Source organism: Bradyrhizobium sp. 23AC (assembly GCF_054863025.1).
Window position 1 is genome coordinate 1 of record NZ_JAVAYN010000023.1, and the last position, 26,404, is coordinate 26,404.

At 63.8% G+C, this 26,404-nt stretch carries 28 protein-coding genes; 13 read left to right on the forward strand and 15 right to left on the reverse strand.

Features of this window, described 5'->3' with window-relative positions:
• Positions 1-214: 214 nt before the first annotated feature.
• Complete coding sequence (locus RAD10_RS35210; RefSeq protein WP_461621031.1) at positions 215-1,744, reverse strand: malonate--CoA ligase; 1,530 nt, start codon at positions 1,742-1,744, stop codon at positions 215-217.
• Between the two features lie 85 nt (positions 1,745-1,829).
• Here RAD10_RS35210 and RAD10_RS35215 point away from each other — a divergent pair, with 85 nt between their 5' ends.
• The 4 genes from RAD10_RS35215 to RAD10_RS35230 all read left to right on the forward strand — a co-directional run bounded on the left by RAD10_RS35215 (position 1,830) and on the right by RAD10_RS35230 (position 5,089).
• A complete protein-coding gene (locus RAD10_RS35215) occupies positions 1,830-2,591 on the forward strand; it encodes an SDR family oxidoreductase (RefSeq protein WP_461621032.1) in 762 nt (253 codons plus the stop codon).
• Between the two features lie 334 nt (positions 2,592-2,925).
• Positions 2,926-3,480 carry a fasciclin domain-containing protein gene (locus tag RAD10_RS35220; protein ID WP_461621033.1) on the forward strand — a complete coding sequence of 185 codons (555 nt, stop codon included), beginning with the start codon at positions 2,926-2,928 and terminating at the stop codon, positions 3,478-3,480.
• A gap of 182 nt (positions 3,481-3,662) precedes the next feature.
• Entirely contained in the window at positions 3,663-4,292 is a 630-nt protein-coding gene (locus RAD10_RS35225; RefSeq protein ID WP_461621034.1) for a cytochrome b/b6 domain-containing protein, read from the forward strand.
• Between the two features lie 14 nt (positions 4,293-4,306).
• Positions 4,307-5,089, forward strand: coding sequence for a molybdopterin-binding protein (locus RAD10_RS35230; RefSeq protein WP_461621035.1), 783 nt, complete (start codon positions 4,307-4,309; stop codon positions 5,087-5,089).
• 97 nt (positions 5,090-5,186) lie between these two features.
• Here the strand turns inward: RAD10_RS35230 and RAD10_RS35235 are convergent, their stop codons facing one another.
• Positions 5,187-6,389, reverse strand: coding sequence for a YbfB/YjiJ family MFS transporter (locus RAD10_RS35235; RefSeq protein ID WP_461621036.1), 1,203 nt, complete (start codon positions 6,387-6,389; stop codon positions 5,187-5,189).
• A gap of 132 nt (positions 6,390-6,521) precedes the next feature.
• Here RAD10_RS35235 and leuB point away from each other — a divergent pair, with 132 nt between their 5' ends.
• Together leuB and RAD10_RS35245 are read left to right on the forward strand one after the other, a co-directional pair.
• Positions 6,522-7,634, forward strand: coding sequence for a 3-isopropylmalate dehydrogenase (gene leuB / locus RAD10_RS35240; RefSeq protein WP_461621037.1), 1,113 nt, complete (start codon positions 6,522-6,524; stop codon positions 7,632-7,634).
• Positions 7,635-7,766: 132 nt separating this feature from the next.
• Positions 7,767-8,414 carry a DapH/DapD/GlmU-related protein gene (locus RAD10_RS35245; RefSeq protein WP_461621038.1) on the forward strand — a complete coding sequence of 216 codons (648 nt, stop codon included), beginning with the start codon at positions 7,767-7,769 and terminating at the stop codon, positions 8,412-8,414.
• Positions 8,415-8,570: 156 nt separating this feature from the next.
• On the opposite strand, the gene RAD10_RS35250 is transcribed toward RAD10_RS35245, so the two are convergent.
• Together RAD10_RS35250 and RAD10_RS35255 are read right to left on the reverse strand one after the other, a co-directional pair.
• On the reverse strand, positions 8,571-8,960 hold the full coding sequence (locus RAD10_RS35250) for a hypothetical protein (protein ID WP_461621039.1): 390 nt from the start codon (positions 8,958-8,960) through the stop codon (positions 8,571-8,573).
• A 157-nt stretch (positions 8,961-9,117) separates the two neighbouring features.
• The gene (locus RAD10_RS35255; RefSeq protein ID WP_461621040.1) at positions 9,118-9,906 is read right to left on the reverse strand and encodes a hypothetical protein; all 789 of its coding nucleotides are present in this window, start codon (positions 9,904-9,906) and stop codon (positions 9,118-9,120) included.
• A 116-nt stretch (positions 9,907-10,022) separates the two neighbouring features.
• Between RAD10_RS35255 and RAD10_RS35260 the strand changes: the two genes are divergently transcribed.
• The gene (locus RAD10_RS35260; RefSeq protein ID WP_183261167.1) at positions 10,023-11,057 is read left to right on the forward strand and encodes an aspartate-semialdehyde dehydrogenase; all 1,035 of its coding nucleotides are present in this window, start codon (positions 10,023-10,025) and stop codon (positions 11,055-11,057) included.
• A 62-nt stretch (positions 11,058-11,119) separates the two neighbouring features.
• Here the strand turns inward: RAD10_RS35260 and RAD10_RS35265 are convergent, their stop codons facing one another.
• Positions 11,120-11,761: a carbonic anhydrase gene (locus RAD10_RS35265; protein ID WP_461621041.1), complete on the reverse strand. Its 642-nt coding sequence runs from the start codon at positions 11,759-11,761 to the stop codon at positions 11,120-11,122.
• A 169-nt stretch (positions 11,762-11,930) separates the two neighbouring features.
• Here RAD10_RS35265 and RAD10_RS35270 point away from each other — a divergent pair, with 169 nt between their 5' ends.
• The gene (locus RAD10_RS35270) at positions 11,931-12,812 is read left to right on the forward strand and encodes an HpcH/HpaI aldolase/citrate lyase family protein (RefSeq protein ID WP_461621042.1); all 882 of its coding nucleotides are present in this window, start codon (positions 11,931-11,933) and stop codon (positions 12,810-12,812) included.
• Between the two features lie 31 nt (positions 12,813-12,843).
• Here the strand turns inward: RAD10_RS35270 and RAD10_RS35275 are convergent, their stop codons facing one another.
• Positions 12,844-13,539: a Crp/Fnr family transcriptional regulator gene (locus RAD10_RS35275; RefSeq protein WP_461621043.1), complete on the reverse strand. Its 696-nt coding sequence runs from the start codon at positions 13,537-13,539 to the stop codon at positions 12,844-12,846.
• A 422-nt stretch (positions 13,540-13,961) separates the two neighbouring features.
• Between RAD10_RS35275 and RAD10_RS35280 the strand changes: the two genes are divergently transcribed.
• Together RAD10_RS35280 and RAD10_RS35285 are read left to right on the forward strand one after the other, a co-directional pair.
• Positions 13,962-15,686 (forward strand): caspase family protein, encoded by a 1,725-nt coding sequence (locus RAD10_RS35280; protein ID WP_461621044.1) that lies wholly within the window; start codon positions 13,962-13,964, stop codon positions 15,684-15,686.
• An 819-nt stretch (positions 15,687-16,505) separates the two neighbouring features.
• On the forward strand, positions 16,506-18,590 hold the full coding sequence (locus RAD10_RS35285) for a TonB-dependent receptor (RefSeq protein WP_461621045.1): 2,085 nt from the start codon (positions 16,506-16,508) through the stop codon (positions 18,588-18,590).
• 26 nt (positions 18,591-18,616) lie between these two features.
• Here the strand turns inward: RAD10_RS35285 and RAD10_RS35290 are convergent, their stop codons facing one another.
• The 4 genes from RAD10_RS35290 to RAD10_RS35305 form a co-directional block, all read right to left on the reverse strand.
• On the reverse strand, positions 18,617-19,036 hold the full coding sequence (locus RAD10_RS35290) for a hypothetical protein (protein ID WP_461621046.1): 420 nt from the start codon (positions 19,034-19,036) through the stop codon (positions 18,617-18,619).
• 227 nt (positions 19,037-19,263) lie between these two features.
• Positions 19,264-20,049: a glycosyltransferase family 32 protein gene (locus RAD10_RS35295; protein ID WP_461621047.1), complete on the reverse strand. Its 786-nt coding sequence runs from the start codon at positions 20,047-20,049 to the stop codon at positions 19,264-19,266.
• A 78-nt stretch (positions 20,050-20,127) separates the two neighbouring features.
• Entirely contained in the window at positions 20,128-20,733 is a 606-nt protein-coding gene (gene leuD / locus RAD10_RS35300; protein WP_104465435.1) for a 3-isopropylmalate dehydratase small subunit, read from the reverse strand.
• An 81-nt stretch (positions 20,734-20,814) separates the two neighbouring features.
• Positions 20,815-21,213, reverse strand: a complete 399-nt coding sequence (locus tag RAD10_RS35305) for a metallopeptidase family protein (protein ID WP_461621048.1) — start codon at positions 21,211-21,213, stop codon at positions 20,815-20,817.
• Between the two features lie 156 nt (positions 21,214-21,369).
• Between RAD10_RS35305 and RAD10_RS35310 the strand changes: the two genes are divergently transcribed.
• Both RAD10_RS35310 and RAD10_RS35315 read left to right on the forward strand, forming a co-directional pair.
• The gene (locus RAD10_RS35310; protein WP_018318910.1) at positions 21,370-21,645 is read left to right on the forward strand and encodes a hypothetical protein; all 276 of its coding nucleotides are present in this window, start codon (positions 21,370-21,372) and stop codon (positions 21,643-21,645) included.
• The gene (locus RAD10_RS35315) at positions 21,645-21,923 is read left to right on the forward strand and encodes a hypothetical protein (protein WP_461621049.1); all 279 of its coding nucleotides are present in this window, start codon (positions 21,645-21,647) and stop codon (positions 21,921-21,923) included. Before RAD10_RS35310 ends, RAD10_RS35315 begins: the two co-directional genes overlap by 1 nt.
• A gap of 4 nt (positions 21,924-21,927) precedes the next feature.
• Here the strand turns inward: RAD10_RS35315 and RAD10_RS35320 are convergent, their stop codons facing one another.
• Positions 21,928-22,227 carry a DUF1330 domain-containing protein gene (locus RAD10_RS35320; RefSeq protein ID WP_461621050.1) on the reverse strand — a complete coding sequence of 100 codons (300 nt, stop codon included), beginning with the start codon at positions 22,225-22,227 and terminating at the stop codon, positions 21,928-21,930.
• Positions 22,228-22,405: 178 nt separating this feature from the next.
• Between RAD10_RS35320 and RAD10_RS35325 the strand changes: the two genes are divergently transcribed.
• Complete coding sequence (locus RAD10_RS35325) at positions 22,406-22,942, forward strand: hypothetical protein (protein WP_461621051.1); 537 nt, start codon at positions 22,406-22,408, stop codon at positions 22,940-22,942.
• A 53-nt stretch (positions 22,943-22,995) separates the two neighbouring features.
• Here RAD10_RS35325 and RAD10_RS35330 read toward each other — a convergent pair whose 3' ends face one another.
• From RAD10_RS35330 to trmD, 4 genes are all read right to left on the reverse strand, one after another.
• Positions 22,996-23,205 (reverse strand): hypothetical protein, encoded by a 210-nt coding sequence (locus RAD10_RS35330; protein ID WP_461621052.1) that lies wholly within the window; start codon positions 23,203-23,205, stop codon positions 22,996-22,998.
• A gap of 92 nt (positions 23,206-23,297) precedes the next feature.
• Positions 23,298-24,704, reverse strand: a complete 1,407-nt coding sequence (leuC, locus tag RAD10_RS35335) for a 3-isopropylmalate dehydratase large subunit (RefSeq protein ID WP_461621053.1) — start codon at positions 24,702-24,704, stop codon at positions 23,298-23,300.
• 446 nt (positions 24,705-25,150) lie between these two features.
• Positions 25,151-25,531: a 50S ribosomal protein L19 gene (gene rplS, locus RAD10_RS35340; protein WP_097660627.1), complete on the reverse strand. Its 381-nt coding sequence runs from the start codon at positions 25,529-25,531 to the stop codon at positions 25,151-25,153.
• Positions 25,532-25,641: 110 nt separating this feature from the next.
• The gene (trmD, locus tag RAD10_RS35345; protein WP_461621111.1) at positions 25,642-26,397 is read right to left on the reverse strand and encodes a tRNA (guanosine(37)-N1)-methyltransferase TrmD; all 756 of its coding nucleotides are present in this window, start codon (positions 26,395-26,397) and stop codon (positions 25,642-25,644) included.
• Positions 26,398-26,404: the final 7 nt, after the last annotated feature.

Below are 26,404 nucleotides of genomic sequence, written 5' to 3' on the forward strand. Positions count from 1 at the left end.
CTATCATCGACTTGGCGAGCGGAGAAAGTGTCGGCCATGTCCCCGAACACCCGTCGGTCATGTCCCCGGGCTGAACACTTGATCGGGCGATCCAGTATTCCAGAGACGGCAGTGCTTGCCTCGAAAGGCTGCGGCGTACTGGATGCCCCGGTCGAGTCGGGGCATGACAGCGCGTTGTGTGGATGCTCCTCGTCGCAACCTGCGACGAGTCCCCTCACTTCTTCGCGTAAATATCCTTGTACGTATCCCGCAAGATGTTCTTCTGCACCTTGCCCATGGTGTTGCGCGGCAGCTCGTCGACGACGAAGACGCGCTTGGGCATCTTGAACTTCGCGATCCGTCCGTCGAGCGCGTTCAGCACGGCGGCTTCGGTGACATCGGCGCCCTTGTTGCAGACCAGCACCGCCGTAACGCCTTCGCCGAAATCGGCATGCGGCACGCCGATCACGGCGGATTCTACCACGCCGGGCATGGCGTCGATCTCGCTCTCGATCTCCTTGGGATAGACGTTGAAGCCGCCGGAGATCACGAGATCCTTGCCGCGGCCGAGGATGTGGACGTAGCCCTTGGCGTCGATCTTGCCGAGATCGCCGGTGATGAAGAAGCCGTCGTCGCGGAATTCGGACTTGGTCTTTTCTGGCATGCGCCAATAGCCCTTGAAGACGTTCGGGCCCTTGACCTCGATCATGCCGATCTCCTCGCGCGGCAGCTCCTTGCCCGTCTCGGGCTCGGTCACGCGCACGGAGACGCCGGGCAAGGGAAAACCGACTGCGCCGGGGACGCGTTCGCCGTCATAGGGGTTCGACGTGTTCATGTTGGTCTCGGTCATGCCGTAGCGCTCGAGCACCGCGTGCCCCGTGCGCGCCGACCATTCGCGATGGGTCTCCGCCAGCAGCGGCGCCGAGCCCGAGATAAACAGCCGCATATGCTTGGTCGTCTCCTTCGACAGCGCAGGATTCTGGAGCAAGCGCGTGTAGAAGGTCGGCACGCCCATCAGCACCGTGGCGCGCGCCATCAGCTTGATCATCAAATCCGGATCGAGCTTCGGCAGGAAGATCATCGACGCCCGCGCGAACAGCGTCACGTTGGTCGCCACGAACAGGCCGTGCGTATGGTAGATCGGCAGTGCGTGGATCAGCACGTCCTTGTCGGTGAAGCGCCAGTAGCCAACGAGCGAGAGCGAGTTCGACGCCAGATTATCATGCGTCAACATCGCGCCCTTGGAGCGGCCGGTGGTGCCCGAGGTGTAGAGGATGGCCGCCAGATCGTCGTTCGCCCGCGCGACAGTCGTGAATTCTGGGCTGGCCTTGTCGGCGGCTTCCGTCAGCGAGCCCTTGCCGTCAGCTCCGAGCGTCTCGACCCCGGCTTTCACCTTGGCGGCGATCGGGGCGAGGCCTTCGGCCTTGGAGGGATCGCAGACCACCAGCGACGGTTCGGCATCGCCGATGAAGTAGTCGAGCTCGTTGAGCGTATAGGCGGTGTTGAGCGGAAGGTAGACCGCGCCGGCCCTGACCGTGCCGAGATACAGCACGATATTGGCGACGGATTTCTCGACCTGCACCGCGACGCGGTCGCCCGGCTTCACGCCGCGCGCGACCAGCACATTCGCCATCTGTCCGGCCCGCGCGATCAGCTCGCCATAGCTGATATGGCCGCCGTCATGCGTCTCGATCGCGAGGCGCTTCGGATCGTCCAGGCCGTCGAACAGGCGGGAGAACAGGTTGGCGTTGGCAGCTGGGTTCATGCAACATTCCTCGCCGGCGAAGGCCGGTCAAACCGAGGGCTGGATTAGCAAAAACCGCCCCGATGAAGCAACGGAGACAGTTTGCATGACAAAAGCTGGGAAACGCGTGGCCTGGGTCACGGGCGGCGGCAGCGGGATCGGAGAGGCCGGCGCCGAGGCGCTGGCGGCCGACGGTTGGATCGTGGTGGTCTCGGGCCGGCGCAAGGACGCCCTGGATACCGTGGTTGCCAAGATCACCAAGGCGGGCGGGGCGGCCGAGGCCATCGCGCTGGACGTGTCCAGCGCTGCGGAAGCCCAGAAAGCCGCCGATCAGATCGTCGCCAGGCACGGCCGCATCGACCTCCTGGTCAACAATGCCGGCATCAATGTTCCCAAGCGCAGCTGGAAGGACATGGAACTGGAGGGCTGGGACACACTGGTCCAGGTCAATCTCAACGGCGTGCTCTATTGCATGCGCGCGGTGCTGCCGACGATGCGCAAGCAGCAGGACGGCGCGATCATCAACGTCTCGTCCTGGGCTGGCCGCCACGTCTCGAAAATGCCGGGCCCGGCCTACACCACGACCAAGCATGCGGTGCTGGCGCTGACCCATTCCTTCAACATGGACGAATGCGTCAACGGCCTGCGCGCCTGCTGCCTGATGCCGGGCGAGGTAGCGACGCCGATCCTCAAACAGCGCCCGGTGGTGCCGAGCGAGGACGAGCAGGCCAGGATGCTGCAATCCGAAGATCTCGGTCGCACCATCGCCTTCATCGCGAGCATGCCGGCCAGGGTCTGCATCAACGAGGTGCTGATCAGCCCGACGCATAATCGCGGATTCATCCAGACGCCGAACAACAGGGATTGAGGTTCGTACACTGTCTCAACGGGCACATTGCCGTAGGGTGGGCAAAGGCGCGAGGCGCCGTGCCCACTACCTCTCTCCATTTGCGGTTGGTGGGCACGCTGCGCTTTGCCCACCCTACGGCACCGGCCGCTTGGCGTGCTCGCGCATCACACGGACATGCCGCGCCATAGTTTCACGCATCACAAAGAATTTTTCTCCGAAACCGCAACCCGAACCCTCCCGTAGTTCGGTCCAACGACGGCGCTGCTGCTTCACGCCAACAGGTCGCAGCCGCCGTTGTTGCCCCAACTCAAGACCGGCCATCGCCGGTTACAATTCAATCGGGAGACTTTCCATGTCAAAGCGCATTGCCTATCTCGCCGCCGCCGCCTTCAGCGCCCTGGCCATCACCGCGACCGTCGTCGCGCCTGCCCGCGCCGAGGAGAAGACCGTCATGGTCGGCGGCGCCGCGATGTTCCCGTCCAAGAACATCGTCCAGAATGCCGTGAACTCGAAGGACCACACCACGCTGGTCGCGGCGGTGAAGGCGGCCGGCCTGGTGCCGACGCTGGAAGGCAAGGGTCCGTTCACGGTGTTCGCGCCGACCAACGCCGCCTTCGGCAAGCTGCCGGCCGGCACCGTCGACAATCTGGTCAAGCCGGAGAACAAGGCGACGCTGACCAAGATCCTCACCTACCATGTCGTGCCCGGGAAGCTCGAGGCCTCCGACCTCACCGAGGGCAAGAAGCTGAAGACCGCTGAAGGCGAGGAACTGACGGTCAAGAAGATGGACGGCAAGACCTGGATCGTCGATGCCAAGGGCGGCACCTCGATGGTCACGATCTCCAACGTCAACCAGTCCAACGGCGTGATCCATGTGGTCGACACCGTGCTGATGCCGGCGACGTAACACCGCGCGATCCTGTTTCATCCCCCGAACAGGATGCGACGAAACGGCGAGCCGGGGCACCCGGCTCGCTTTATTGTGACCGCCATAGCGCGACGCTATCGATTCGATGGCGGACAGGGCGTAACGAAAGCGGGCGCATCGGCGTATAATCGGTGTCAAACGACGTTCAGGACGGAACCATCATGTCGAGCCTCACAGTCACCGACGAGCAGGTCAGCGCCGCCCCGGCCAAAGTGATCCAGCCGGCCTGGGTCCGCGTCATGCACTGGGTCAATGCGCTGGCCATGATCCTGATGATCCTGTCGGGCTGGCAGATCTACAACGCCTCGCCGCTGTTCGGCTTCAGTTTCCCGCGCGAGTACACGCTCGGCGGCTGGCTCGGCGGCGGCCTGCTCTGGCACTTTGCTGCGATGTGGCTGTTGATGATCAACGGCCTCGCCTATCTCGTCACGGGCTTCGCCACTGGCCGTTTCCGCAAGAAACTGTTTCCAATCACCCCGTCAGGCGTGCTCCATGACGTCAGGGCAGCGCTGACCTTCAAGCTCGGGCATGACGACCTCACCGTCTACAATTACGTGCAGCGCCTGCTTTATGCCGGCATCATCGTGGTCGGCGTGCTGATCGTGCTCTCCGGCCTCGGGATGTGGAAGCCGGTGCAGCTCTATTATCTCGTGATGCTGTTCGGCGATTATCCGACCGCGCGCTACGTGCACTTCTTCTGCATGGCCGCGATCTGCGCCTTCCTCGTCATTCACGTCCTGCTCGCGCTGCTGGTGCCCAAGAGCCTGCGTGCGATGATCATTGGCCGCTGATTAGGAGAATTATCATGGCCAAGCGCTCATTCCTGATCCCCGGCGTCGACAAGCGGCTGCTCATCAAGGACGCCATCAAGACGATGCCGGATTTTACCCGTCGCCGCTTCATTGCGGGCGGCGCCAGCTTAGGTGCGCTGACGCTGCTGACCGGCTGCGACGTCGTGGACTCGTCCTCGGCCGATACGCTGCTGTCGCAGGTCTCGAAGTTCAACGACGCGGTGCAGGCCTTCATCTTCAATCCCGACGCGCTGGCGCCGACCTTCCCCGAAAGCGCGATCACAAAGCCGTTCCCGTTCAATGCCTATTACGATCTCGACGACGCGCCCGACATCGATGGCAAAGACTGGAAGCTCGAAGTGCGCGGCCTCGTCGACAACAAGAAGTCCTGGACGCTCGACGAACTCTACAAGCTGCCGCAGGTGACGCAGATCACGCGTCACATCTGCGTCGAGGGCTGGAGCGCGATCGGCAGCTGGACCGGCACGCCTTTGCGCGATTTCTTAAAACTGATCGGCGCCGACACGCGCGCGAAATATGTCTGGTTCCAGTGCGCCGACAAGGACGGCTACAACTCGCCCTTGGACATGCGCAGCGCGCTGCATCCGCAGACCCAGATGACGTTCAAATACGCGGAAGAGATTCTGCCGCGTGCCTACGGCTTCCCAATGAAGATCCGCGTGCCCACGAAACTCGGCTTCAAGAACCCGAAATACGTGGTCTCGATGGAAGTCACCAACGACTACAAGGGCGGCTATTGGGAAGACCAGGGGTATAATTCGTTTAGCGGGAGCTAGGCGCGCTGTCGTAGGGTGGGCAAAGCGAAGCGTGCCCACGCGCTTGTTGCAATCCGAGAGAGATCGTGGGCACGGCGCAAGTGCGCCTTTGCCCACCCTACGGCACCGATTCCTTGGCTGGCCCCACCTTCCGCTGACACAGCGCCGCGACCGCGCCCAGCGCCAGCAGCGCCGCCGACACATTCAGCGCGTAACTCAAGCTCCCCAGCGCGTCCGTGATCGCGCCGACCACGATCGGCCCCAGCGTCTGACCGACGCCGAACGAGATCGTCATCGCAGCGATCGCGGTCGGCCACATCGCCGGCGGATAGTTGAAGCGCACGAAGGCGGTGGTCGAGCCGACCACGGCGAAGAAGGCGACGCCGAACACCACGGCGGAGACCGCGAGCCATGCCGGCGAATGCCCGAGCATCGGCAGGGCCGCACCGAGTGCATTGGTGCCGAGGATGATGGCGGTGGCCAATCCGCCGCGGTCGAGCGCCAGCACGCCGCGCCAGGCCCAGGGTGTGACGAAGGCGGACAGGCCGATCAGGCCCCAGAACGCGGCCTGCGCCGCGGCCCCGCCGCCGCCGTCGCGCACATAGGCGATCATGAAGGTCATGTAGGCGATGTAGCCCGCGCCGAACAGGAAATAGCCGGCGAGGTAGATCAGCACGGGACGAATCGCGAAGGCGGCGTGGCTGCCTTCCGAGAAACGCGCGCCGCTTTCGATGCGGATCAGGAACAGCGGCACGGTCATCGCGACCGAGAGCAGTGTCAGCGCCCACCACACCATCCACCACGAGCCCGGCCCGAAATATTGCAGCGTGAACGGAGCGATCAGCCCCGAGGACAGAATGCCGATGCCGGGTCCGGCATAGAACAGGCTGAGCAGGAAATTGGCCCGCTCCGGGCGCGATTGCGCGATGGTCGCCGCCAGCGCGCCGCCGGCGACGAAGCCGGCCGCGGCGCCGAGACCCAGCACGAGGCGCGCCAGGCTCAGCGCGACGAAATTCCCCGTCAGCGCGCAAATGGCGAGCGCGGCGACGCAGGCCAGGGTTCCGCCGCGGATCGCGGCCGCCCAGCCGACGCGCTGGATCAGGCGCGAGGCCACAAGCGCGCCCACGAGATAGCCGACGGCATTGATGGTGTTCATGAATCCGGCGGCCGAATAGGACCAGCCGAGGTCCTCCCGCATGTCGGGCAGCACCAGCGCATAGGCAAAGCGGCCGATGCCGAGCCCGACGGTGGCCGCCAGCGACAGGGTCAGGATCAGCCGCGCGGGGTGCGCGTCGGGCGGTAGGCGGTCAGGCGTGTGCAAGGGGATACTCCGGCCTACCCAGTGTGGCAGGCTCCGTCCGCCTTGCACAGCCGCACCCCGGCAATGGTGTCTTGCCAAGTGCGCAACGCCGCTCTAGCACTCCGGCCGAAATCGATCTCAGAGGAAACGACCATGGCGACCCACAAACTGCTGCTGCTTCCCGGCGACGGTATCGGCCCCGAGGTGATGGGCGAGGTGAAGCGGCTGATCGATTGGCTCAATTCGGCCGGGATCGCCAAGTTCGAGACCGATACCGGCCTCGTCGGCGGCTCCGCCTATGACGCGCACAAGGTGTCGATCTCCGAGGGCGACATGGCCAAGGCGCTTGCGGCCGACGCCATCATCTTCGGCGCGGTCGGCGGTCCCAAATGGGATGCCGTTCCTTACGAGGTGCGCCCTGAAGCCGGCTTGCTGCGCCTACGCAAGGATCTGGCTCTGTTCGCCAACCTGCGTCCCGCCGTGTGCTACCCGGCGCTGGCCGATGCCTCCAGCCTGAAGCGCGAGGCGGTCGAAGGCCTCGACATCATGATCGTGCGCGAGCTCACCGGCGGCGTCTATTTCGGCGAGCCCAAGACCATCACCGACCTCGGCAACGGCCAGAAGCGCGCCGTCGATACCCAGGTCTACGACACCTATGAGATCGAGCGCATCGGCCGCGTCGCCTTCGAGCTTGCCAGGAAGCGCAAGAACAAGGTGACGTCGATGGAGAAGCGCAACGTCATGAAGTCGGGCGTGCTCTGGAACGAGGTCATGACGGCGGTCCACAAGCGCGAATACCCTGATGTCACGCTCGAGCATCAGCTCGCCGATTCCGGCGGCATGATGCTGGTGAAGGCGCCCAAGCAGTTCGACGTCATCGTCACCGACAATCTGTTCGGCGACATGCTGTCCGACATCGCGGCGATGCTGACGGGTTCGCTCGGCATGCTGCCCTCGGCCTCGCTCGGCGAGGTCGACGTCAAGACCAAGAAGCGCAAGGCGCTGTACGAGCCGGTGCACGGCTCGGCGCCCGATATCGCAGGCCAGGGCCTCGCCAATCCCATTGCGATGATCTCGTCGTTCGGCATGGCGCTGCGCTACTCCTTCGACATGGGCGCGCTCGCCGACAAGGTCGACGCCGCGATCGCCGCGGTGCTCGCCAGCGGCCTGCGCACCGCCGACATCAAGTCGGAGGGCACCACGGCCGCCTCGACCACGCAGATGGGCGAAGCGATTCTGAAGGAATTGCAGAAGCTGCACGCGTAAGCGGCAAGCTCAGCTCTCGTAGGGTGGGCAAAGCGAAGCGTGCCCACGTTCTGAGTGCGATTAGAAAGAGATGGTGGGCACGGCGCGTTGCGCCTTTGCCCACCCTACGGCACCTGCTCCCGGAGCTGATTCATGGATGCTTCACCCCGCCCCAAGATCGCGGAAACCATCATCCATGACACGGTGCGCCAGCGCGAGGCGCAGATCGGGCGGCGCTGCGAGGTCCTCAGCCATACCCGCATCGAATATGCCTCGCTCGGCGACTACTCCTATCTCGGCGAGAATTGTGACGTCGCCGACGCGGAAATCGGAAAGTTCACGGCCATCGCCAATTCGGTGCGGATCGGTGCGCCCAATCCGATGGGCCGGCCGTCCCAGCATCGCTTCACCTATTGCCCGGAATATTACGAGGCGGGCGTGACGCGCGACCGTGACTTCTTCGCGGACCGCCGCGGCGACCGGGTCATCGTCGGCAATGATGTCTGGATCGGGCACGCCGCCATCCTGCTGCCCGGCGTGAACGTCGGCGACGGCGCGGTGATTGCGGCAGGCGCTGTCGTCAGCCGCGACGTCGAGCCCTACACGATCGTCGGCGGCGTTCCCGCGCGTCCGATCCGCAAGCGCTTTCCTGATTCCGTCGCGGACAGCCTGCGCCGCATCGCCTGGTGGGATTGGCCGGATGAGCTCATCTTCGAGCGCCTCGCCGATTTCCGCTCCGAAGCGATCGAGGAGTTTTGCGAGCGTTACGACCCGGCTTTTGCTCCAGCGGCAGAATCGTAGGGTGGGCAAAGCGCAAGCGTGCGCACGTCTTCTGTCGCGATTGCCGAAAGATCGTGGGCACGGCGCAAGGGCGCCTTTGCCCACCCTACGGCACCTCGCAAAAACAAAAATGGCCGGGCGCGAGCCCGGCCATTTTGATTCGGTCGATAACTCCGCTCAGTACAGCGGGAAATTCTGCGGATAGCCGCCGACGTCCTGCGGCGGCGAGAGCGGCTGGCGGTCGATCGGGCGGTTGAGATTCTCGCGGGCGAAGGACGGATAGCCAACCGCTGGCGGGAAGGCGTAGTCGGAGAACTTGCGGTCGCCCGGATTGACCTCGGTGCCGCCGTCGAGCCAGGAGCGCTTGCTCACGTAGATGCGGGTGCGGCCCTGCTGATAGACGGCGTTGGGGCCGCTCGGGCCGTAATAGTGCCGGCCACGCTCGTCGTAGCGCTTGGTCTTGTTGTCGGCCGAGGCCGGCGTCGCCGAACCAATGACAGAGGACATGGCAATCACGGCGCCCGCTGCAAACAAGGTCGCCAATTTGGCAGAGAATTTCGAGCTCATCACGTCCCCTTCAGGCGGCAGGCCGCCAGTCGATTTCACTCCCATACTAGCCCGGCCGGGGTGAGCGCAACTAGGTCTATTGGGTCACACCAGCTTGGAATAATCGTGCGCGCTGGCAAAAGTTGCATCAATACCAGCCACTTGAGCTTGATGCCGGTCAAAGCGCCCCGCGCAATTGCGCGTTGGCGGCGCCCAGCAGCCAGTCCGGCGAGCCCACGAGGTCGCAAGCACGGCGCTTCAGCTCGGCACGGGCGAACAATTCCGCCAGCTTCGGCTCGTTGCCGGAGGTCAGCAGCGTCAGCCGGTTCAACGTGCAGGCGATCGCCGCACGCCGGGCGGGCATTGTGTCGCCCTGGCAGGAGAAGCCGGAGATCTGCAAGGCCGGCTCCTCGTTTCGCTTGAGGTAGCCGAGGCAGGCCGGCGTCCGCTTGTCCGTGCCGATCGGCCGGAACAGGGCGACGGGGCCGAATTTCGTCTCGATCAGGCCGGCTTGCTCGAGCGGGGTCGCCGCCCCGAGGCCCATCTGGATGGCGAGGTCCATCGCTACAGGACGGGCCACGTCGAATTCGCCGCCTTCCCGATAGATTTCGAGCTCGGCCAGCGGCTGGTCCGCCGCGCTCGCCCAGCGCATCACGTCTTTGCGGCCGCCTTCGGGATGCCGAAGGATGGTGTAAGAGGCTGTTTTTTCTGATGAATCGATCCGGCTCAGGGCGAAGGCCGGGTGCGAGCGATCGGCCGTGCTCCAGCCCGGCTTGTCTGCGGGATCTTCGCCGCGCAGCTCGGGCAGCTGGCCGAGCGCAGCGAGGGCGAGGATGGCAAACAGCGCGAGCGCCCCCACATAGGCGATCAGATGCGCCAGCGTGCCGACGACCTCGTCGGCGATAGCCAAGAGCGTCAGGTGGATCCGGGTAGGGCTAACGGCCGTGCTGGCCTCAGGCGACTGCATCCACGGCCTTCAGGCATGGTCCAACGTTGTCTTGAGGCCGGTTCTCGCATAGAAGCGCTGCTCTTCCTGTTTAAGCGTCAGCTTCGGGAACGGGCTTTTTCATCGGAGAGTGAACGATGGGTTACAAAGTCGCAGTCGTCGGCGCGACCGGCAATGTCGGACGGGAAATGCTCAACATTCTCGACGAGCGCAAATTCCCCGCGGACGAGGTCGTGGCCTTGGCGTCACGCCGCAGCGTCGGTGTCGAGGTCTCCTATGGCGACCGCACCCTGAAGTGCAAGGCGCTCGAGCATTACGACTTCTCCGACGTCGACATCTGCCTGATGTCGGCCGGCGGTGAGGTGTCGAAGGAATGGTCGCCGAAGATCGGCGCCGCCGGCGCGGTCGTGATCGACAACTCGTCGGCCTGGCGCATGGATCCGGACGTGCCGCTGATCGTGCCGGAGGTGAACGCTGGCGCGACCGAAGGCTTCAAGAAGAAGAACATCATCGCCAACCCGAACTGCTCGACCGCGCAGCTCGTGGTCGCGCTCAAGCCGCTGCACGAGAAGGCGACCATCAAGCGCGTCGTGGTCTCGACCTATCAATCGGTGTCGGGCGCCGGCAAGGACGGGATGGACGAGCTGTTCTCGCAGACCAAGGCCGTCTACACCAATGACGAGCTGGTCGCGAAGAAATTCCCCAAGCGCATCGCCTTCAACGTCATCCCCCACATCGACGTCTTCATGGAGGACGGCTACACCAAGGAAGAGTGGAAGATGATGGCGGAGACCAAGAAGATCCTTGATCCCAAGATCAAGCTCTCCGCCACCTGCGTGCGCGTGCCGGTGTTCGTCGGCCACTCCGAAGCCGTCAACATCGAGTTCGAGAATCCGATCAGTGCGGATGAAGCGCGCGATATCCTGCGCAAGGCGCCCGGCTGTCTCGTCATCGACAAGCAGGAGCCCGGCGGATACGCGACGCCTTACGAAGCGGCCGGCGAGGACGCGACTTACATCAGCCGCATCCGCGAGGACGCGACGGTGGAGAACGGTCTCGTGCTGTGGTGCGTGTCCGACAACCTCCGCAAGGGCGCAGCCCTCAACGCGATCCAGATCGCGGAAGTGCTGATCAACCGCAAGCTGATCAGCGCGAAGAAGCAGGCGGCCTGAAAGCAGGCGAGTGGTGAGTAGCGAATGGCGAATAGAGATTTCTATGCGCAACTCGCCATTCGCTACTCACCATTCGCCCTCTTGAATTCCTTGCTCGCCTTGTCCAGCACGAACAGCGATCCCTCCGCGACGCCGAAATAGGCGCCGTGGGTCTGCATCTGGCCGCTGTCGACCGCCTTCTGCACGAACGGGAACGTCATCAGGTTTTCCAGGCTGCGGAACACCGCGGCCTTCTCGATGCGCTCGACGAATTGCGCCATGCTCTCATGGTCGCGTTGCTCGACCACTTCACCCGGCTTGATGAACATCTGCATCCATTTGCCGATGAAGTCGCCCGGCGTGAGCGGCTCGATCTTGTCGACGAAGGCGCGGATGCCGCCGCATTGGGCGTGGCCGAGCACCACGATGTGCTTCACCTTCAGCACCGTCACCGCATATTCCAGCGCCGCCGAGACGCCATGCGCGTTGCCGTCGGGCTGATACACCGGCACCAGATTGGCGATGTTGCGGACCACGAACAATTCGCCCGGGCCGACGTCGAAGATCACCTCGGGCGAGACGCGGCTGTCGCAGCAGCCGATCACCATCACTTCCGGCGACTGCCCCTTCACCGACAGGTCGCGGTAGCGGGTCTGCTCGGTCGGCAGCCGCTGGGTGGCGAAGGCCCTGTAGCCTTCCAGCAAATGCTCTGGGAATGCGGTCATGGCCTATGCCTAAACATATACCGCCGGGGCGAACAAGCCTTTCGAATAGGCAGGCCAGATGTTATCGCCTGTGGCTGTTTGCTTGAGCATGATCCTTGCCGGAAAACCGCTGCACAGTTTTCCGGATCGTGCTCTACAACCGCCTGAGGAAACCGAAGGGAACGCTTGCATGACCCGCCCGCGCCGCAGCCATCTGTTCATGCCCGGCTCCAACCCTCGCGCGCTGGAAAAGGCGCGCAATCTCGCCGCCGACGGCCTGATCCTCGATCTGGAAGATTCCGTCGCTCCCGACGCCAAGGCGGTGGCGCGCGATGGAATCGCGGCGGCCATCGCGGCCAAGGGGTTCGGCAAGCGCGAGATCCTGATCCGGACCAACGGTCTCGACACGCCCTGGTGGGCCGACGATCTCGCCATGGCCGCCAAGGCCTCGCCCGACGGCATCCTGGTTCCAAAAGTTTCAAGTGTCGAAGATCTCAATACGATCGGCCTCCGTCTTACCGAGCTTGGCGCGGCGCCGACGGTGAAGGTCTGGGCCATGATCGAGACCGCGCGCGCCGTGCTGCACGCGGAGGAGCTGGCCGAGGCCGGGCGCGATCAATCGCGGCGTCTCTCCGGTTTCGTGTTCGGCCCGAACGACATCTCACGCGAAACGCGCATCAAGATGCTGCCAGGCCGCGCCGCGATGATCCCGATGATCACGCATTGCATCCTGGCGACGCGCGCCCACGGCCTCGAAATCCTCGACGGTCCCTACAGCGACATCGCCAATTCCGACGGCTTTGCCACCGAATGCGCGCAGGGCCGCGATCTCGGCTTCGACGGCAAGACGCTGATCCACCCCTCGCAGATCGACGCCTGCAACGCGATCTTCACGCCGCCCGAGGAGGAGGTCGCGCGCGCGCGAAAAATCATCGCGGCGTTCGAGCTGCCGGAGAACGTCTCGCGCGGCGCGATCAGGCTGGATGGTGCGATGGTCGAGCGACTGCACGCCGACATGGCCCGGCGCACGATCGCAATCGCGGATGCGATTGCCGCAATGAGCAAGGGCTGAAGCGTCAACTCGAAAAAGCGATATCCGCTTTTCAGCGACAAACGGCCATCTTCTGTTCGCCAAGAGCAGAGGACGGTGCGGCCAATTCCTCGCAATACATCCGATCGATGTTGCGCTGCATGAGCGCATAACAATCGCATGCGACCTTCTCGAGCCGCGCCCGATCGATCTCTACAAACCCGCGTCCGTCGGACGGGACCGCGCCGGCCTCGCGTAGCTTGCTCATCGTCAGGGTTACTGTCGTCCGTCGCACCCCAAGCAGTTGCGCAAGCGCCTCCTGAGTCACCGGAAGCCGGTCATCGGGCACGCGGTCGTGAAGCTGCAGGAGCCACCGCGCCATGCGGCCATCCACCCGGTGCAGCGCGTTGCAAGCGGCTACGTGCTGGAGCTGCAATAACACCGCGCGGGCGTGGACCTGCACGACGTTCCTGATGGCTGTGCTTTGCGCAAAGGCGGCGCGAAATTTGGCGGCGGAAATCAGCGATGCTGTGCCGGCTATGCGAGTAACCGCGGTCACGGATGAAAGCGACGGGCCAAGCACGGAGAACGAGGCCAAAGCGCCTTCCCGTCCCATCAAGGTGGTTGCGACCGTTTGCCCGTCCGGCATATCGAGCATGAAGGCGATTGCGCCGCTATGGGGAAAATAAACCGGGTCGAGCTCATCGCCCGAGCGCACCAGGACGGCATCGGGTTCGAACGAGACCTTCTGGAAGTAGGGCGTGAGCAAGCCGAGATCCGCCGGCGGCAGCGCCGCCAGTAGCCGATTCCCGATGCCCGCGTGGTGGACGGTCGACGTGTCCTTGTGTGGACGAGCCCCCAATGGACGACGAGGTCCGTCTATTTCATTTGCCATGATTGTCCGAAATCCGAATTGGTCAATGGCAATGATCCAAACAGAGCCGATAGGCGAGATCAAGCACGGATAATTGCGGTGGCCTTTCCGGTATCCTCGCCGCGCAAACAAGATGTTGCATACATCATACTATTAACGCCCCATTGCCACTCGGCGAGTTGCCCACGAGGTGGGAGCTCTGCTGATCGTCACCATCAACGGTCCGGCAGATAGTCGAGGCTTTTCCCGTTGCGGTGGTGAACAGGGGTGCTACCCTCAAAGCTGTTATTAGATCATTAGGTCTGGGCAATCCATTGATGCGGTTTTTTGGGGCAGCCGTCCTTCTCGTCACGTCGCTTTTGTTCACTCAGCCGGCCCTTGCGCAGTCTCGGGTTGCTCTTGTCATCGGCAATGGGGCCTATGAGAAGGTGCCGGAGTTGCCGAACCCGACTCGCGATGCGGCCGACATCGGCCGCGCGCTGGAGCGACTGGATTTCAAAGTCACGCTGGTCAAGAACGCGACCGCGCAAGAGATGAGGAAGGCCGTCATCGACTTCGGCCGCTCTGCCGAAGCATCCGATATCGCCGTCGCATTCTACGCCGGGCACGGCATGGAGGTTGGCGGCGAGAATTGGCTGATTCCCATCAGCGCGGAACTGCGGAGCGACGCCGATATCGAGAGCGAGGCTGTGAGCCTGCGCTCGGTGAGCCTTCAGGTTTCGAGGGCAGGGAAGCTGGGGCTCGTGATCCTGGACGCATGCCGCAACAATCCCTTTGCCGCGAAGATGAAACGCTCGATCAGCACCCGGGCCGTGCCGCGCGGGCTCGCGCCGACCGAACCTTCCGACAATGTCCTGATCGCGTATGCCGCCCGCGATGGCACCACGGCGAGCGATGGCGAGGGTCGCAACAGCCCCTTTACGGCGTCGCTTCTTCGCCACATCGAAACGCCGGGCCTGGAGATATCGTTTCTGTTTCGCCGGGTTCGCGATGACGTGATGGCGGCGACCAAGCGCGAACAGCAGCCTTTCGTGTATGGCTCCTTGTCGAAGGAAGAGATTTACCTGAGAGCTCCTGCCGCGAGCGCTCCGGCACCAGTCGTGTCCGCCCCGGCGCCGGCCGCGTCGGCTCCGGCGCCCGCAAGTCCCGCAGAAGACGAGAAGTTTTGGCTGGCGATCGAGACGGCGACAGTGGCAGGTCTCTATGAGGATTTTCTGGCCAGATATCCCCGCAGCAGCCATGTCGACGAAGCGCGCCGCCGGATGAAGAAATTCAAGGCCAACGAAGTTGCGGCGCTCGCATCTCCGGCCGTCCCTCCGAAACCGGACGCCACCGGGCGCCAAGGGTCTGATGGAAAACAAGGGTCTGATGGAAAAGGGTCTGACGTAAAGACCGTCGTCCGAAATCTATTTGCGCCGGAGGATAGTCAGAAAGTCGCTGCCATCGCGGCAGCTCAAAAACTCGAATTGCCGAGCTTCACCATCTCGCCCGATCAGAACGATCCGCTGAACGCCAATTCCAGGTTTGTCGGCGTGTGGTCCAACAAGCGTGGGTGGACCAATGGCAAGGGACGCTATGCCATGCTGATCATCACGGGGGTCTCCGCGACGGGCTTGGCCAGGGGATACTACCTCTGGGGCCCGCCCACGAAACAATCCTGGGCGAAGGATGTGGCGGGATACAAATCGTTCGCCGAGTTTATCGAGAACGATAAATTCGCCATCAATGGAACGCCGGTCACGGTCAAGCTGGACAAGAACGTCTTGGCGCTGTCTTCCTTCAAAAAGGAGAATCCGTCAGAGACCGCGACTATCGAGCTTCGCCCGGTCTGGCAGCTTGTACCGGCGCCAGAGCAGGTCGAGCCTTCAACCCAACGCGAGAAAGTCTCGCAGCCTCGTGCCGCCAAAAAGGAAAGCGCGGCCGGACCGAGTCCGCCGAGCAATGTCACTGGGACGAGCATGGAAGAGCGCTATCGTGCGTGCAGAAAGCTCGTGAAGGGATTTGCCCAGCGCGATGCTTGCGCGCGAAATGGCGCGATCTAGAGCGCTTTCGACCGAAGCGGGTAGCGGTTCGCGTGAAGATAACGCGTCAAAAACAAGAATCTAGAGTTGGATGACTTCCTGCGGCTGACGCCGCCTCAATGCGGTGCGATCGAACGATTCTAGTGTCGAGGCGTTGCCGCAATAGCCGTGATAATTCTCCGCGGCGGTGCCCTCAGTAAGATCGCGGTCGCATTGTCCCTTGTGATTGCATAGCGCTCCATGTCGGGCAGCAATTGCGGCTGTGCGCGCTGACACCTCGTCATGCGACGAGGCCTTCTTGCGTCCAACAACGTCATCTCGCGTCTCGACACGTTCGTCCGACGGACTGTGACAATCACCCGCATCCGCCGCGCCGCGGCCTCTGCGTGCACTCTTTGAGTTGATGTTGCGCGGAAGCGCCTCGTGCGAATGCACGCGTGATCTTGATGTTTCGCGGCTCCCAGCGTTGGACGCCGTGAAATCAAAACATCAGTCGACAACGTCTCGTCTGCGTCTCGCGCCGAGATCTCGCTCAATACATTAGATGCCTTCTATTTGGCGATGCTCGCCTGGCTGTTTATTGCACTCTGTGTCTCGTCGGCGCGATGAGACGGGGCACTAATAAGAAAAAGACTCCGGGGTACTATGATTCACGATTGGAATGGCGCGCGCGAATTTTGGCTCGTGTCGGTATCGATGCTGCTGACCACGACATCGTCATTCGCACAACAATCCAACGTTCAACCGTCGGCGGGATCCGGACAGTCGCTTCCTCCGGTTGCCGTATCTGCGCCGGAGCGCCGCGCTGCGCCCGCCCGGAGGCAGCCTTCATCGAACGCAGTGCGCGCGAGGCGTCAGGCCGATCGGCCCGAGCGCGCGCCGGCAGCGAGCGCACCTGCGACGATCGGCGCGCAGCGCGCCGCATTGCCGGTACCGTATGTCGGCGGACAAGTCGCGCGAGGCGGCCAGCTCGGCCTGCTCGGCAACAAAGACTACATGGATACGCCATACAGCCTCGCCAGCTATACGGAGAAGACCATCCGTGACCAGCAGGCCACCAGCGTCGCCGAGGTTCTGACCAACTCCGATCCGTCGGTCCGCGCGGCAATCGGCAGCAGCAACCGCTATGACGCACTGACCATTCGCGGCTTCCGGGTCGAGAACAGCGAGATCGCGTTGAACGGGCTGTACGGTCTGGTGCCGGCCTACCGTGTCAACCCGGCGCCGATCGAGCGTATCGAATTGCTCAAGGGCCCGGGCGCGTTCCTCAACGGCATGGCCCCTCAGGGAAGCATCGGCGGTAGCGTCAATGTCGTGACCAAACGTGCTTACGAAGATCTGACGCGCCTGACCGTCGGCTACATGTCGAACGCCCGCTTTGGCACGGAGGTCGACGTGGCGCGCCGCTACGGGGATCAGAAGGAATGGGGCGTCCGGTTCAATGGCGGGTTCAATGGTGGAGACACCACGATCGACCGCCAATCGGTGCGTGACGGTGTCGGTTCGCTCGGTGTCGACCACCGCGGCGAGCGCTTCCGGTGGTCGGCCGATGTCATCTATCAGGACGACTGGATGAAAGCTGCGGCGCGCGGCTATACACCAGTCAAGGGCATTGCCGTGCCCAATGCGCCGGATCCTCGTATCAATCTCGCCCAGCCCTTCGACTATGCCCGCGCAAAGAGCCTCACGGGCCTGACGCGCGCTGAATACGACCTGTCCAACAACGTCACCATGTTCGGCGCCATCGGCGCCAATCAATTCGGTTATGACAAGCGCGAGGCGCCGGGAGCGACGATCCTCACGACTTCGGGCGACGCACTTTCAACGTCGCGCTTCCAGACCGGCAAGTCCGAGGCCGTGTCTGGCGAAGCCGGTGTTCGGGCGCGATTCGATACGGGGCCGGTCGGCCATGAAGTCGTGGTCAGCGGCAGTGTCCTGAACCGAACCGACTGGCTCGGTCAGACCAATTACGGGAACTATCTCACCAACATCTACACACCCACGCTGCTGGCGGGCCCCGGCACGCCGATATCGTCCTTCGCCGAGGGCAAGTCCGACTTTCTCGGCCTGCGAAGCGTCGGCGTTGCCGATACGCTTTCGATGATGAACGGGATGCTTCAGGTGACCGTCGGCGCCAGACAGCAGCAGGTCATTGCGAACGGCTTTGATCCCGCGAGCGGTCTGGAGATCGCGCACTATGACCAGAGCGCGACGTCGCCCTCCGTGGCCCTGCTGGTGCGACCGATCAAGGAAGTGTCCTTTTACGCCAGCTACATCGAAGGTCTTTCGCCCGGACCCACGCCGCCGGCCGGCGCAGCCAACACCAACGCGGTGTTCGCTCCCTTCAAGACAAAGCAATACGAGGTCGGCACCAAGCTCGATCTCGGTCGCTTCGGCGCGAGCCTGGCGGTGTTCCAGATCAGCCTGCCGAGCGGCGTCGTCGATCCCGTCACCAAGATCTACAGCCTCGACGGCGAACAGAGAAACCGCGGCGTCGAGCTCAACACCTTCGGCGAAGTGGCGCCCGGGGTCCGGGTTCTGGGCGGTGTGACTTATCTCGATGCACGGCTCACCAAGACCGAAGGGCACCTCTATGACGGAAATCATGCGGTCGGTGCTCCGGGCTGGCAGAGCAATCTTGGTATCGAGTGGGATGCGCCCTTCCTGCCTGGACTGACGGCGACGGCTCGCACGATCTACACCAGCCGGGCCTATGTCAGCACCGACAACATCCAGAGCGTCCCCGCGTGGATGACCTTCGACCTCGGGGCACGCTATGCCACTAGTCTCGCTGGGCGGCCGACCACGTTCCGCGCGTCGCTCACCAATCTGTTCGACAATCGCTACTGGATCGGAAATCCGACCGGCTATGTGATCAGCGGCATGCCGCGGACGCTGTGGCTATCGATGTCGGTTGACTTCTGACGCGGAATGAGCCGGCGTTGCGCCGCTCACCGCGGCGCGACATCGGCGCGATCGAGCGATTCCAGCGTCGCGGCGTTGCCGCAGTAGCCGTGATAGTTCTCCGCGGCAGTGCCGTCGGCCAGATCGCGGTCGCATTGTCCCTTGTTGTTGCAGAGCGAGCAGACCCGCTCCATGTCGCGGAGCAGCAGCGGCTGCGCGCGGCCTAGCCCTTCGGCGCTGATGCCAAGCTGCTGCAGCATCATTGGCAGCTCGTCGGCAGAATGCTTGCCGTGGCGGACCAGTTCCTCGAGATCGTCAGGCGCGATCCTCAAGTCGCTCGCGATCCGGTCGAAATCGGCGCGATCGAGCTGCCGCATCTCGTTCAGCTCGCGGCGATGCCTCAGCCAGCTCGCAAAGGAATCGATGAGGTCCTGGACGATGGGATATGGCCTGCTTGCGGTGCTCATGGAAAGCTCCCTTCGGACAGCGGAATTGGAGCGAATTAAGCACAATGATGCAGAGGCGCGTTGCGCTGGATCAAACTGGAAAGGGACGAGGAAAACGACCTTGTGTCCCGGACGCGCTGCGGCGCGAAGTGCCGCTCCGCAGAGCCGGGACCCATCTCACCACGTGCTGGGCCCCGGCTCAGCAGCGCACCACCAAGGGGTGCTGCGCTGCGTCCGGGGCACGAGAGTTACGGAAACCGCTCCGCCGCCCAGGCATACAGGCTGCCCGGAATTGGCTTCTCGCCACCGCGGCCCTTTGGCGAGATGTGCAGGCCGATGATCTCGGGGTTGGTGACGAGGCCGAGATAGCTCGAGGGATCGAAGAACAGTTTTGGTTCCGCATGCACGGCGTAGAACGATTGCTTCGGCAGCGCGCAGGCGAGCTCGCCGGTACGGCGCGCGAGCGCGGTGAGTGCTGCGGGCCCGAAGATTGCGACACGGATATCCGAGAGACGGCTTGAGCCGCCGCGCAGGCGGCGCATCATGAAGGTGATGCGATGGCGGACCGACAGCCAGTTCGGCGTCAGCTCCTCCTGCTCCATCAGCTCCTCGAAGGCGGCAACGATGCCGTGCCCGGGCGGCAGGTAGATCACGGAATTGCCGAGCTGGCGTGGCCGCTCCCAGGCAAAGTAGGGCTTTGCCGGATCGACATCGACCGGCTTCAAGAGCAGCACGTCGGCGTCGAGCCAGAGGCCGAGATTCTTCGCCATCAGCTTCATGCGGAAGAAATCGCTGAACTGCAGCGTGGTCCAGTCGCGCCAGCTTCCATCCGGTTGCGGTGGCCGCAAGCGTTCGGAGAACGCATGCGGCAGGATCGCTTCGGCATCCGCGTTGGCGACGCCTGAGGGCAGGCCGGGAATGGTATCGAAGCTGTAGACGGTGACCTTGTGGCCGGCCGCCAGCTGCGAGCGCAGACAGGTCTGGCGCAGTGCGTCCATCGGGCCATGCCAGAAGGTGACGATCTCGGGCAGCATCAGCGAGCTATAAGGACAAGCAGGGCAAAGAAAAAGCCCCGGCGCTTGCGGCACCGGGGCTCGAACGAAAAACAGGTATTAGGCCCAGGCGCGTTCGCGCTTGAGCTTGTCCTCATAGGTGTCGATCGAGGACTTCTTCTCCATCGTCAGGCCGATGTCGTCGAGGCCGTTGATCAGGCAGTGCTTGCGGAACGGGTCGATCTCGAACTTGACCTTGCCGCCGTCAGGGCCGCGGATCTCCTGGTTCGGCAGGTCGATCGTCAGCGTCGCATTGGCGCCGCGCTCGGCATCGTCGAACAGCTTGTCGAGGTCTTCCTGGCTGACGCGGATCGGCAGAATGCCGTTCTTGAAGCAGTTGTTGTAGAAGATGTCGCCGAACGAGGTCGAGATCACGCAGCGGATGCCGAAGTCGAGCAGCGCCCAGGGCGCATGCTCGCGGCTCGAGCCGCAGCCGAAATTGTCGCCGGCGACCAGCACCCTGGCATTGCGATAGGCGGGCTGGTTGAGAACGAAGTCCGGATTCTCGCTGCCGTCATCCTTGTAGCGCTGCTCGGAGAAGAGCCCCTTGCCAAGGCCGGTACGCTTGATGGTCTTGAGGTACTGCTTCGGAATGATCATGTCGGTGTCGACATTGATGATCTTCAGCGGCGCCGCGACGCCTTCCAGCGTGGTGAACTTGTCCATGGTTGCGCTTTCCCGGATGGGTCTAGGGGAACAGGTATTTATCGCGATCGGGGCCGGAATCCTAGGCCGAATTGGGCGGGTCTACTCTGCCTTTGCCTCAATCGCCGCCATATCGTCGTCCGACAGGCCAAAATGGTGGCCGATCTCGTGGATCAGGACGTGGCGGACGATATGGCCGAGGCTCTCGTCGTGCTCGGCCCAGTAATCCAGGATCGGCCGGCGGTAGAGCCAGACCATGTTGGGCAGCCGCGCCACGTCGCCAAGGCTCTGCTGCGGCAGGCCGACACCCTGGAACAGGCCGAGCAGGTCGAACTCGCTCTCGCATTCCATCTCGTCCAGGACCTCCTCGGTCGGGAAGTCGTCGACGCGGAGGATCACGCCCTCGCACAGCCTACGAAATTCCGCCGGCAGGCGCTCGAAGATCTCGTGTGCCGTCGCTTCCATCTCGGCCAGCGAGGGCGCTTTCAATTCCGTCCACATGGGGCTCTCTTAGCGCGGGTTTCCCGCTGATGCATCCCGCTTTATAAAGCGCAGCGAGGTTGACGGGCGCCGCCAAAACGGGGAGCGTGGGCCTCGAACGGGACGTTTCAGGTGGGCGGAAAAATGCGAGCGAAAACAGCGCTGACGCTACTGTGCATGGGGTTGTTTTCGCCATTTTGCGTTGGCGCCGAGGCCCAGACCGCCGGCCCCGAGATTCGCCTCGCCCAGGCAGCCCCGCCTGATGCCCCGCCACCGCGCAAGCGACCGCCGCGCTTGCGCGTCACGCCCTATTACAGCCCTGACGGCGTCTATCCGCGCTACAATCCGGGTCCCAATGCGGTCCGCGAATGCAACGCGACCTATGTGCAGGAATTCCGGCCCAGCGGCACAGTGATCGTGCCGCGCATGAGCTGCTACTGGCGCCCCGGCTGATGCCCCAAGGGATCGTCACGGCGAGATGGATTGCATGGTCCGTTGCCGTCGCGCTTGCCGCCGGCCTGCCCTACGCGTCCGCGGCACCGAGGGTGACGATTCCGGAGGCCTCGGCCGGGATCGCGGTTTTCGATGTGCGACGACACGCGCGAATCCAACATATTGCGCGGCCCGTCGTGCGCCATGATCCCCGCTATTACGCGCGGCCGGTCCACTATCGTCCCTATCCCTACAGCGTGCCCGCGCCCTTCGTGTTCGGCTACGGGCCGTTCTGGTGACGTCCTAGCCGGCGGGCGCAAATCCCTTGACCAGTAATACGGTCGCCTGCGCGCCCGCCTTGCGGTCGCGCGAAATCTCCTCATAGTCGGGTGAGTTCGAGAAGGCGAGGAAGGCGGTCTCGTCCGGAAACGACATCATGACCAGCTTGTCGTGCGGCCACGCCCCTTCGAGCACGCGCGGCCGCTCATCGGCAGCGAGCAGCCGCCCATTGTACTTCTTGAACACATCGAAGAACCGCGCCTGATAGCGATCGTAGGCCGCGCGGTCGGTCATCTTCAATTGTGCAATCGCGTAGACGGTCATCTCAAAACTTCCTTCCCGTAGCGGCACAGCGCCGCAGCGCGGCGCCCGCCTCGTTCATTCATGGCGCGTTCACATCGCTGTCCGCAATTTAACCCCGGGAGCGACTGCAATTGAACAGGGATGACGCGGGCCGGGAACGAGCATCGCCACTCCGCTGTCCAAATTCAGGGAGAAGTCCATGCTGAGGAGTTTGGGTCTCCGGGCAGGCCCGATGCGCCTGCTCGGGATTGCGGCTGCGGCGACGCTGATGCTGTCGGCCGGGAGCGCGCATCGTGCTGAAGCGCTGAGCTTGATCAATCCGGCGACGTCACCTGCGACGAAAGCTGCGGCCGACGACCTCGTCACGCAGGTCCGGCACGGCGGCGGTGGGCATGGTGGTGGCGGACATTTTCACGGCGGCGGTGGCTTCCGCGGTGGCGGCGGACATTTCGGCGGCTTCCGCGGCGGCGGCTTTCATGGCGGCGGCTTCCGCGCCGGGCCGGCCTTCCACGGCGGCGGCATTCGCTACGGCGGATTCCGTCATTATGGCGGCTATCACCGCCACTGGGGCTATCGTCCCCATTTCGGCCATCGCCACTTCCACCGGCGCTATTATGTCGGCGGCTACTATCCCTACTACCACTATCCGCGCCGCTGCCGGGTCATCTGGACCTATTACGGCCCGCGCCGGATCTGCCGTTGGCATCGCTGGCACCATCCGTATCGGTATTGGTAAGCACGACCAAAGTGAAAAGGGCGCCTTAGCGGCGCCCTTTGTCTATCCGGCGGCTACAGCCAATCCTTCAGCTTCCACGACGCCGATTTCCACCGCATCAGGGTCTCGACCTTCCACTGCTTGAACATCGCAGGCGGCCAGCGGCTGAGCTTCGAGGTCTCCTCGACCCCGGGCTTGGCGACGATGTGCAAGCGCGGCGCGCGCCGGCGGTGCTGGCGCGTGGCCTCGCTGATCAGGTCGACATATTCGGGCTTGTTGGCCATGGCGCGTCCTCGCGAAAACCTCGCGAGGACGAGAGTGTCAGGCGATCGTTTAACGGCGGTTTGCCGCGATCGCTACAATTGCAGGCAGTGGCTTAGCGCCAGTCCCTGACGTCGACGAAGTGACCCGCGATCGCCGCCGCTGCCGCCATCGCCGGCGACACCAGATGGGTGCGGCCCTTGAAGCCCTGGCGGCCCTCGAAGTTGCGATTCGAGGTCGAGGCGCAGCGCTCTTCCGGAGCCAGCTTGTCCGGGTTCATCGCAAGGCACATCGAGCAGCCCGGCTCGCGCCATTCGAAGCCGGCCTTGAGGAAGATCTTGTCCAGACCCTCGGCCTCGGCCTGCTCCTTCACGATGCCGGAGCCCGGCACGACCATGGCGTTGACATGCGCCGAGACGGTCTTGCCTTCAGCAATCTTTGCCGCCGCGCGCAGATCTTCGATGCGGCCGTTGGTGCAGGAGCCGATGAAGATGCGGTCGACCTTGATGTCGGTGATCTTCGTACCCGCGGTCAGGCCCATGTACTTCAGCGCGCGATGCTTGGAGAGACGCTTGGCCTCGTCCGCGATCTGGTCGGGATCGGGCACGATGCCGGTCACCGAGATGACGTCCTCAGGCGAAGTGCCCCAGGTCACGATCGGCGGCAGCTTGGCGGCATCGAGGCGCAGCTCGTTGTCGAAATGCGCGCCCTCGTCGGAGCGCAGCTTCTCCCAGTAGCGCATCGCGGCGTCCCAGTCCGCGCCCTTCGGCGCCTTGGGGCGGCCGCGCAGGAAGTCGAACGCCTTCTGGTCGGGCGCAACCAGGCCGGCGCGGGCGCCGCCTTCGATCGACATGTTGCAGACCGTCATGCGGCCTTCCATGCTGAGCGCGCGGATGGCGTCGCCGGCGTATTCCAGCACGTAGCCGGTGCCGCCCGCGGTGCCGATCTCGCCGATGATGGCCAGGATGATGTCCTTGCCGGTCACGCCGTCCGGCAATTTGCCATCGACGGTGACGCGCATGTTCTTGGCCTTCTTCTGGATCAGCGTCTGCGTCGCCAGCACGTGCTCGACTTCGGAGGTGCCGATGCCGTGCGCGAGCGCGCCGAACGCGCCATGCGTCGAGGTGTGGCTGTCACCGCAGACGATGGTGGTGCCGGGCAGGGTGAAGCCTTGCTCGGGACCGATGACGTGGACGACACCCTGGCGCTTGTCGAACTCGTTGTAATATTCGATGCCGAATTCCTTGGCGTTCTCGGCCAGCGCCTTGATCTGCTCGATGCTTTCAGGATCGGGATTCGGCTTGGTGCGATCGGTCGTCGGCACGTTGTGGTCGACGACGGCGAGCGTCTTTTCCGGCGCGTGCACCTTGCGCCCCGTCGCGCGCAGGCCTTCGAACGCCTGCGGTGAGGTCACCTCGTGCACCAGATGGCGATCGATATAGAGCAGGCAGGTGCCGTCCTCGGCCTCGTGCACCAGATGGTCGTTCCAGATCTTGTCGTACAATGTGGTCGGCTTGGACATGAGCTTGAGCTCCGAAAGAATGTTGTGTCAGCGGATAGGCGCGCGCGGCGCGCGGGCAACAAAATCGTCAGCGCAGCTTTTAGGCTGCGCGCGTAAGCTCTGACGTTGCCGAGGTCGCGAAGCGTCCGAAGAACCGGCCAGGCAGCCGCGAGCGATCGTCGATGACGATGCGCTTGACGGGGGCAAGGCTGGTCGGATCTGGAAACATTCTAGAAGCTATATAGCATGCAGCGGTAAAAGCGCGAGGGCTTCAAGTTCGTCATTGCGAGCCACCGGGTCCGCGCGTAGCGCGGCCCGATGACAGGCTCCGCGAAGCAATCCAGGAATGCGCCCGCGCAGACAGTCTGGATTGCTTCGTCGCCAGAGTTCCTCGCAATGACGGTGAGCAAAACAAAAAAGCGCGGAGCCGAGCCCCGCGCTTTCGAAAACTTGCCTGATGGCGGAGCCTACTCGTTGACGGCCTTGGCGTGCTCGGTCTTCTCGACGATGCGGGCCGACTTGCCGCGAAGGCTGCGGAGGTAATAGAGCTTGGCGCGACGCACCTTGCCGCGGCGCACCACCTTGATCGAGTCGATCATCGGCGACATCACCGGGAACACGCGCTCCACGCCCTCGCCGTAGGAGATCTTGCGAACGGTGAAGCTCTCGTTGAGGCCACCGCCGGAACGGCCGATGCAGACGCCTTCATAGGCCTGCACGCGGGTGCGGTCGCCTTCGACGACCTTCACGTTGACGATCACGGTGTCGCCGGGACCGAATTCCGGAATGTCCTTGCCGGCGGACAGCTTGTCGAATTGCTCTTGCTCGAGCTGCTTGATCAGGTTCATGGGTAAATCTCCATCGGCGCGCCCAGCCCTGGAAACGGGGGGCTGCGCAAAATTCGTCTATCCAGCCATTGCGGATTTGGCCGCTCCTATAAGGCAAGCCGGAGCGTTTGTCACCCGTCTGTCTTGTTTTTTGGTGTTTTTTGGCGACCGGCGCGATTCGCCGGCTTGGGTGGGATTTGGGCCCACAAATCGGGCCGCCGGGCCGCCGTCAGGGCCTCGGACTGCGCCCGCCGCCAGCTGGCCACCTTGGCGTGGTCGCCGGAGGTCAGGATCTCCGGAATCGGGGCCCCCTCGAACAGCTGCGGGCGGGTGTATTGGGGGTATTCGAGCAGGCCATCGGAGAAGCTTTCCTCGGTTCCCGAGGCCTCCTTGCCCATCACGCCCGGCAGCAGCCGGACGCAGGCGTCGATCAGAGCCAAAGCGGCGATTTCGCCCCCGGACAGCACGTAATCGCCGATCGAGACCTCCTCCAGGCCCCGCCCGTCGATCACCCGCTGGTCGATCCCCTCGAACCGCCCGCAGATGATCAGGGGGCCGGGGCCCTGGGCGAGCTCTGTGACGCGGGCCTGGGTCAATGGCCGACCGCGCGGGCTCATCAGCAGGCGCGGCCGCTCAGGGGCGATCTCGGCGGCATCGATGGCCGCCGCCAGAACATCCGCCCGCAGCACCATGCCCGGCCCGCCGCCGGCCGGGGTGTCGTCGACGCTGCGATGGCGGTCGGTGGCGGACGCCCTTATGTCCCGCGCCTCGATCTCCCAGAGCCCGGAGGCCAGCGCCCGGCCGGCCAGGCTCACGCCGAGCGGCCCCGGAAACATCTCCGGAAACAGCGTCAGCACCGTCGCGCGCCAGGGTGAGGGGTTTGCCATCGCAATC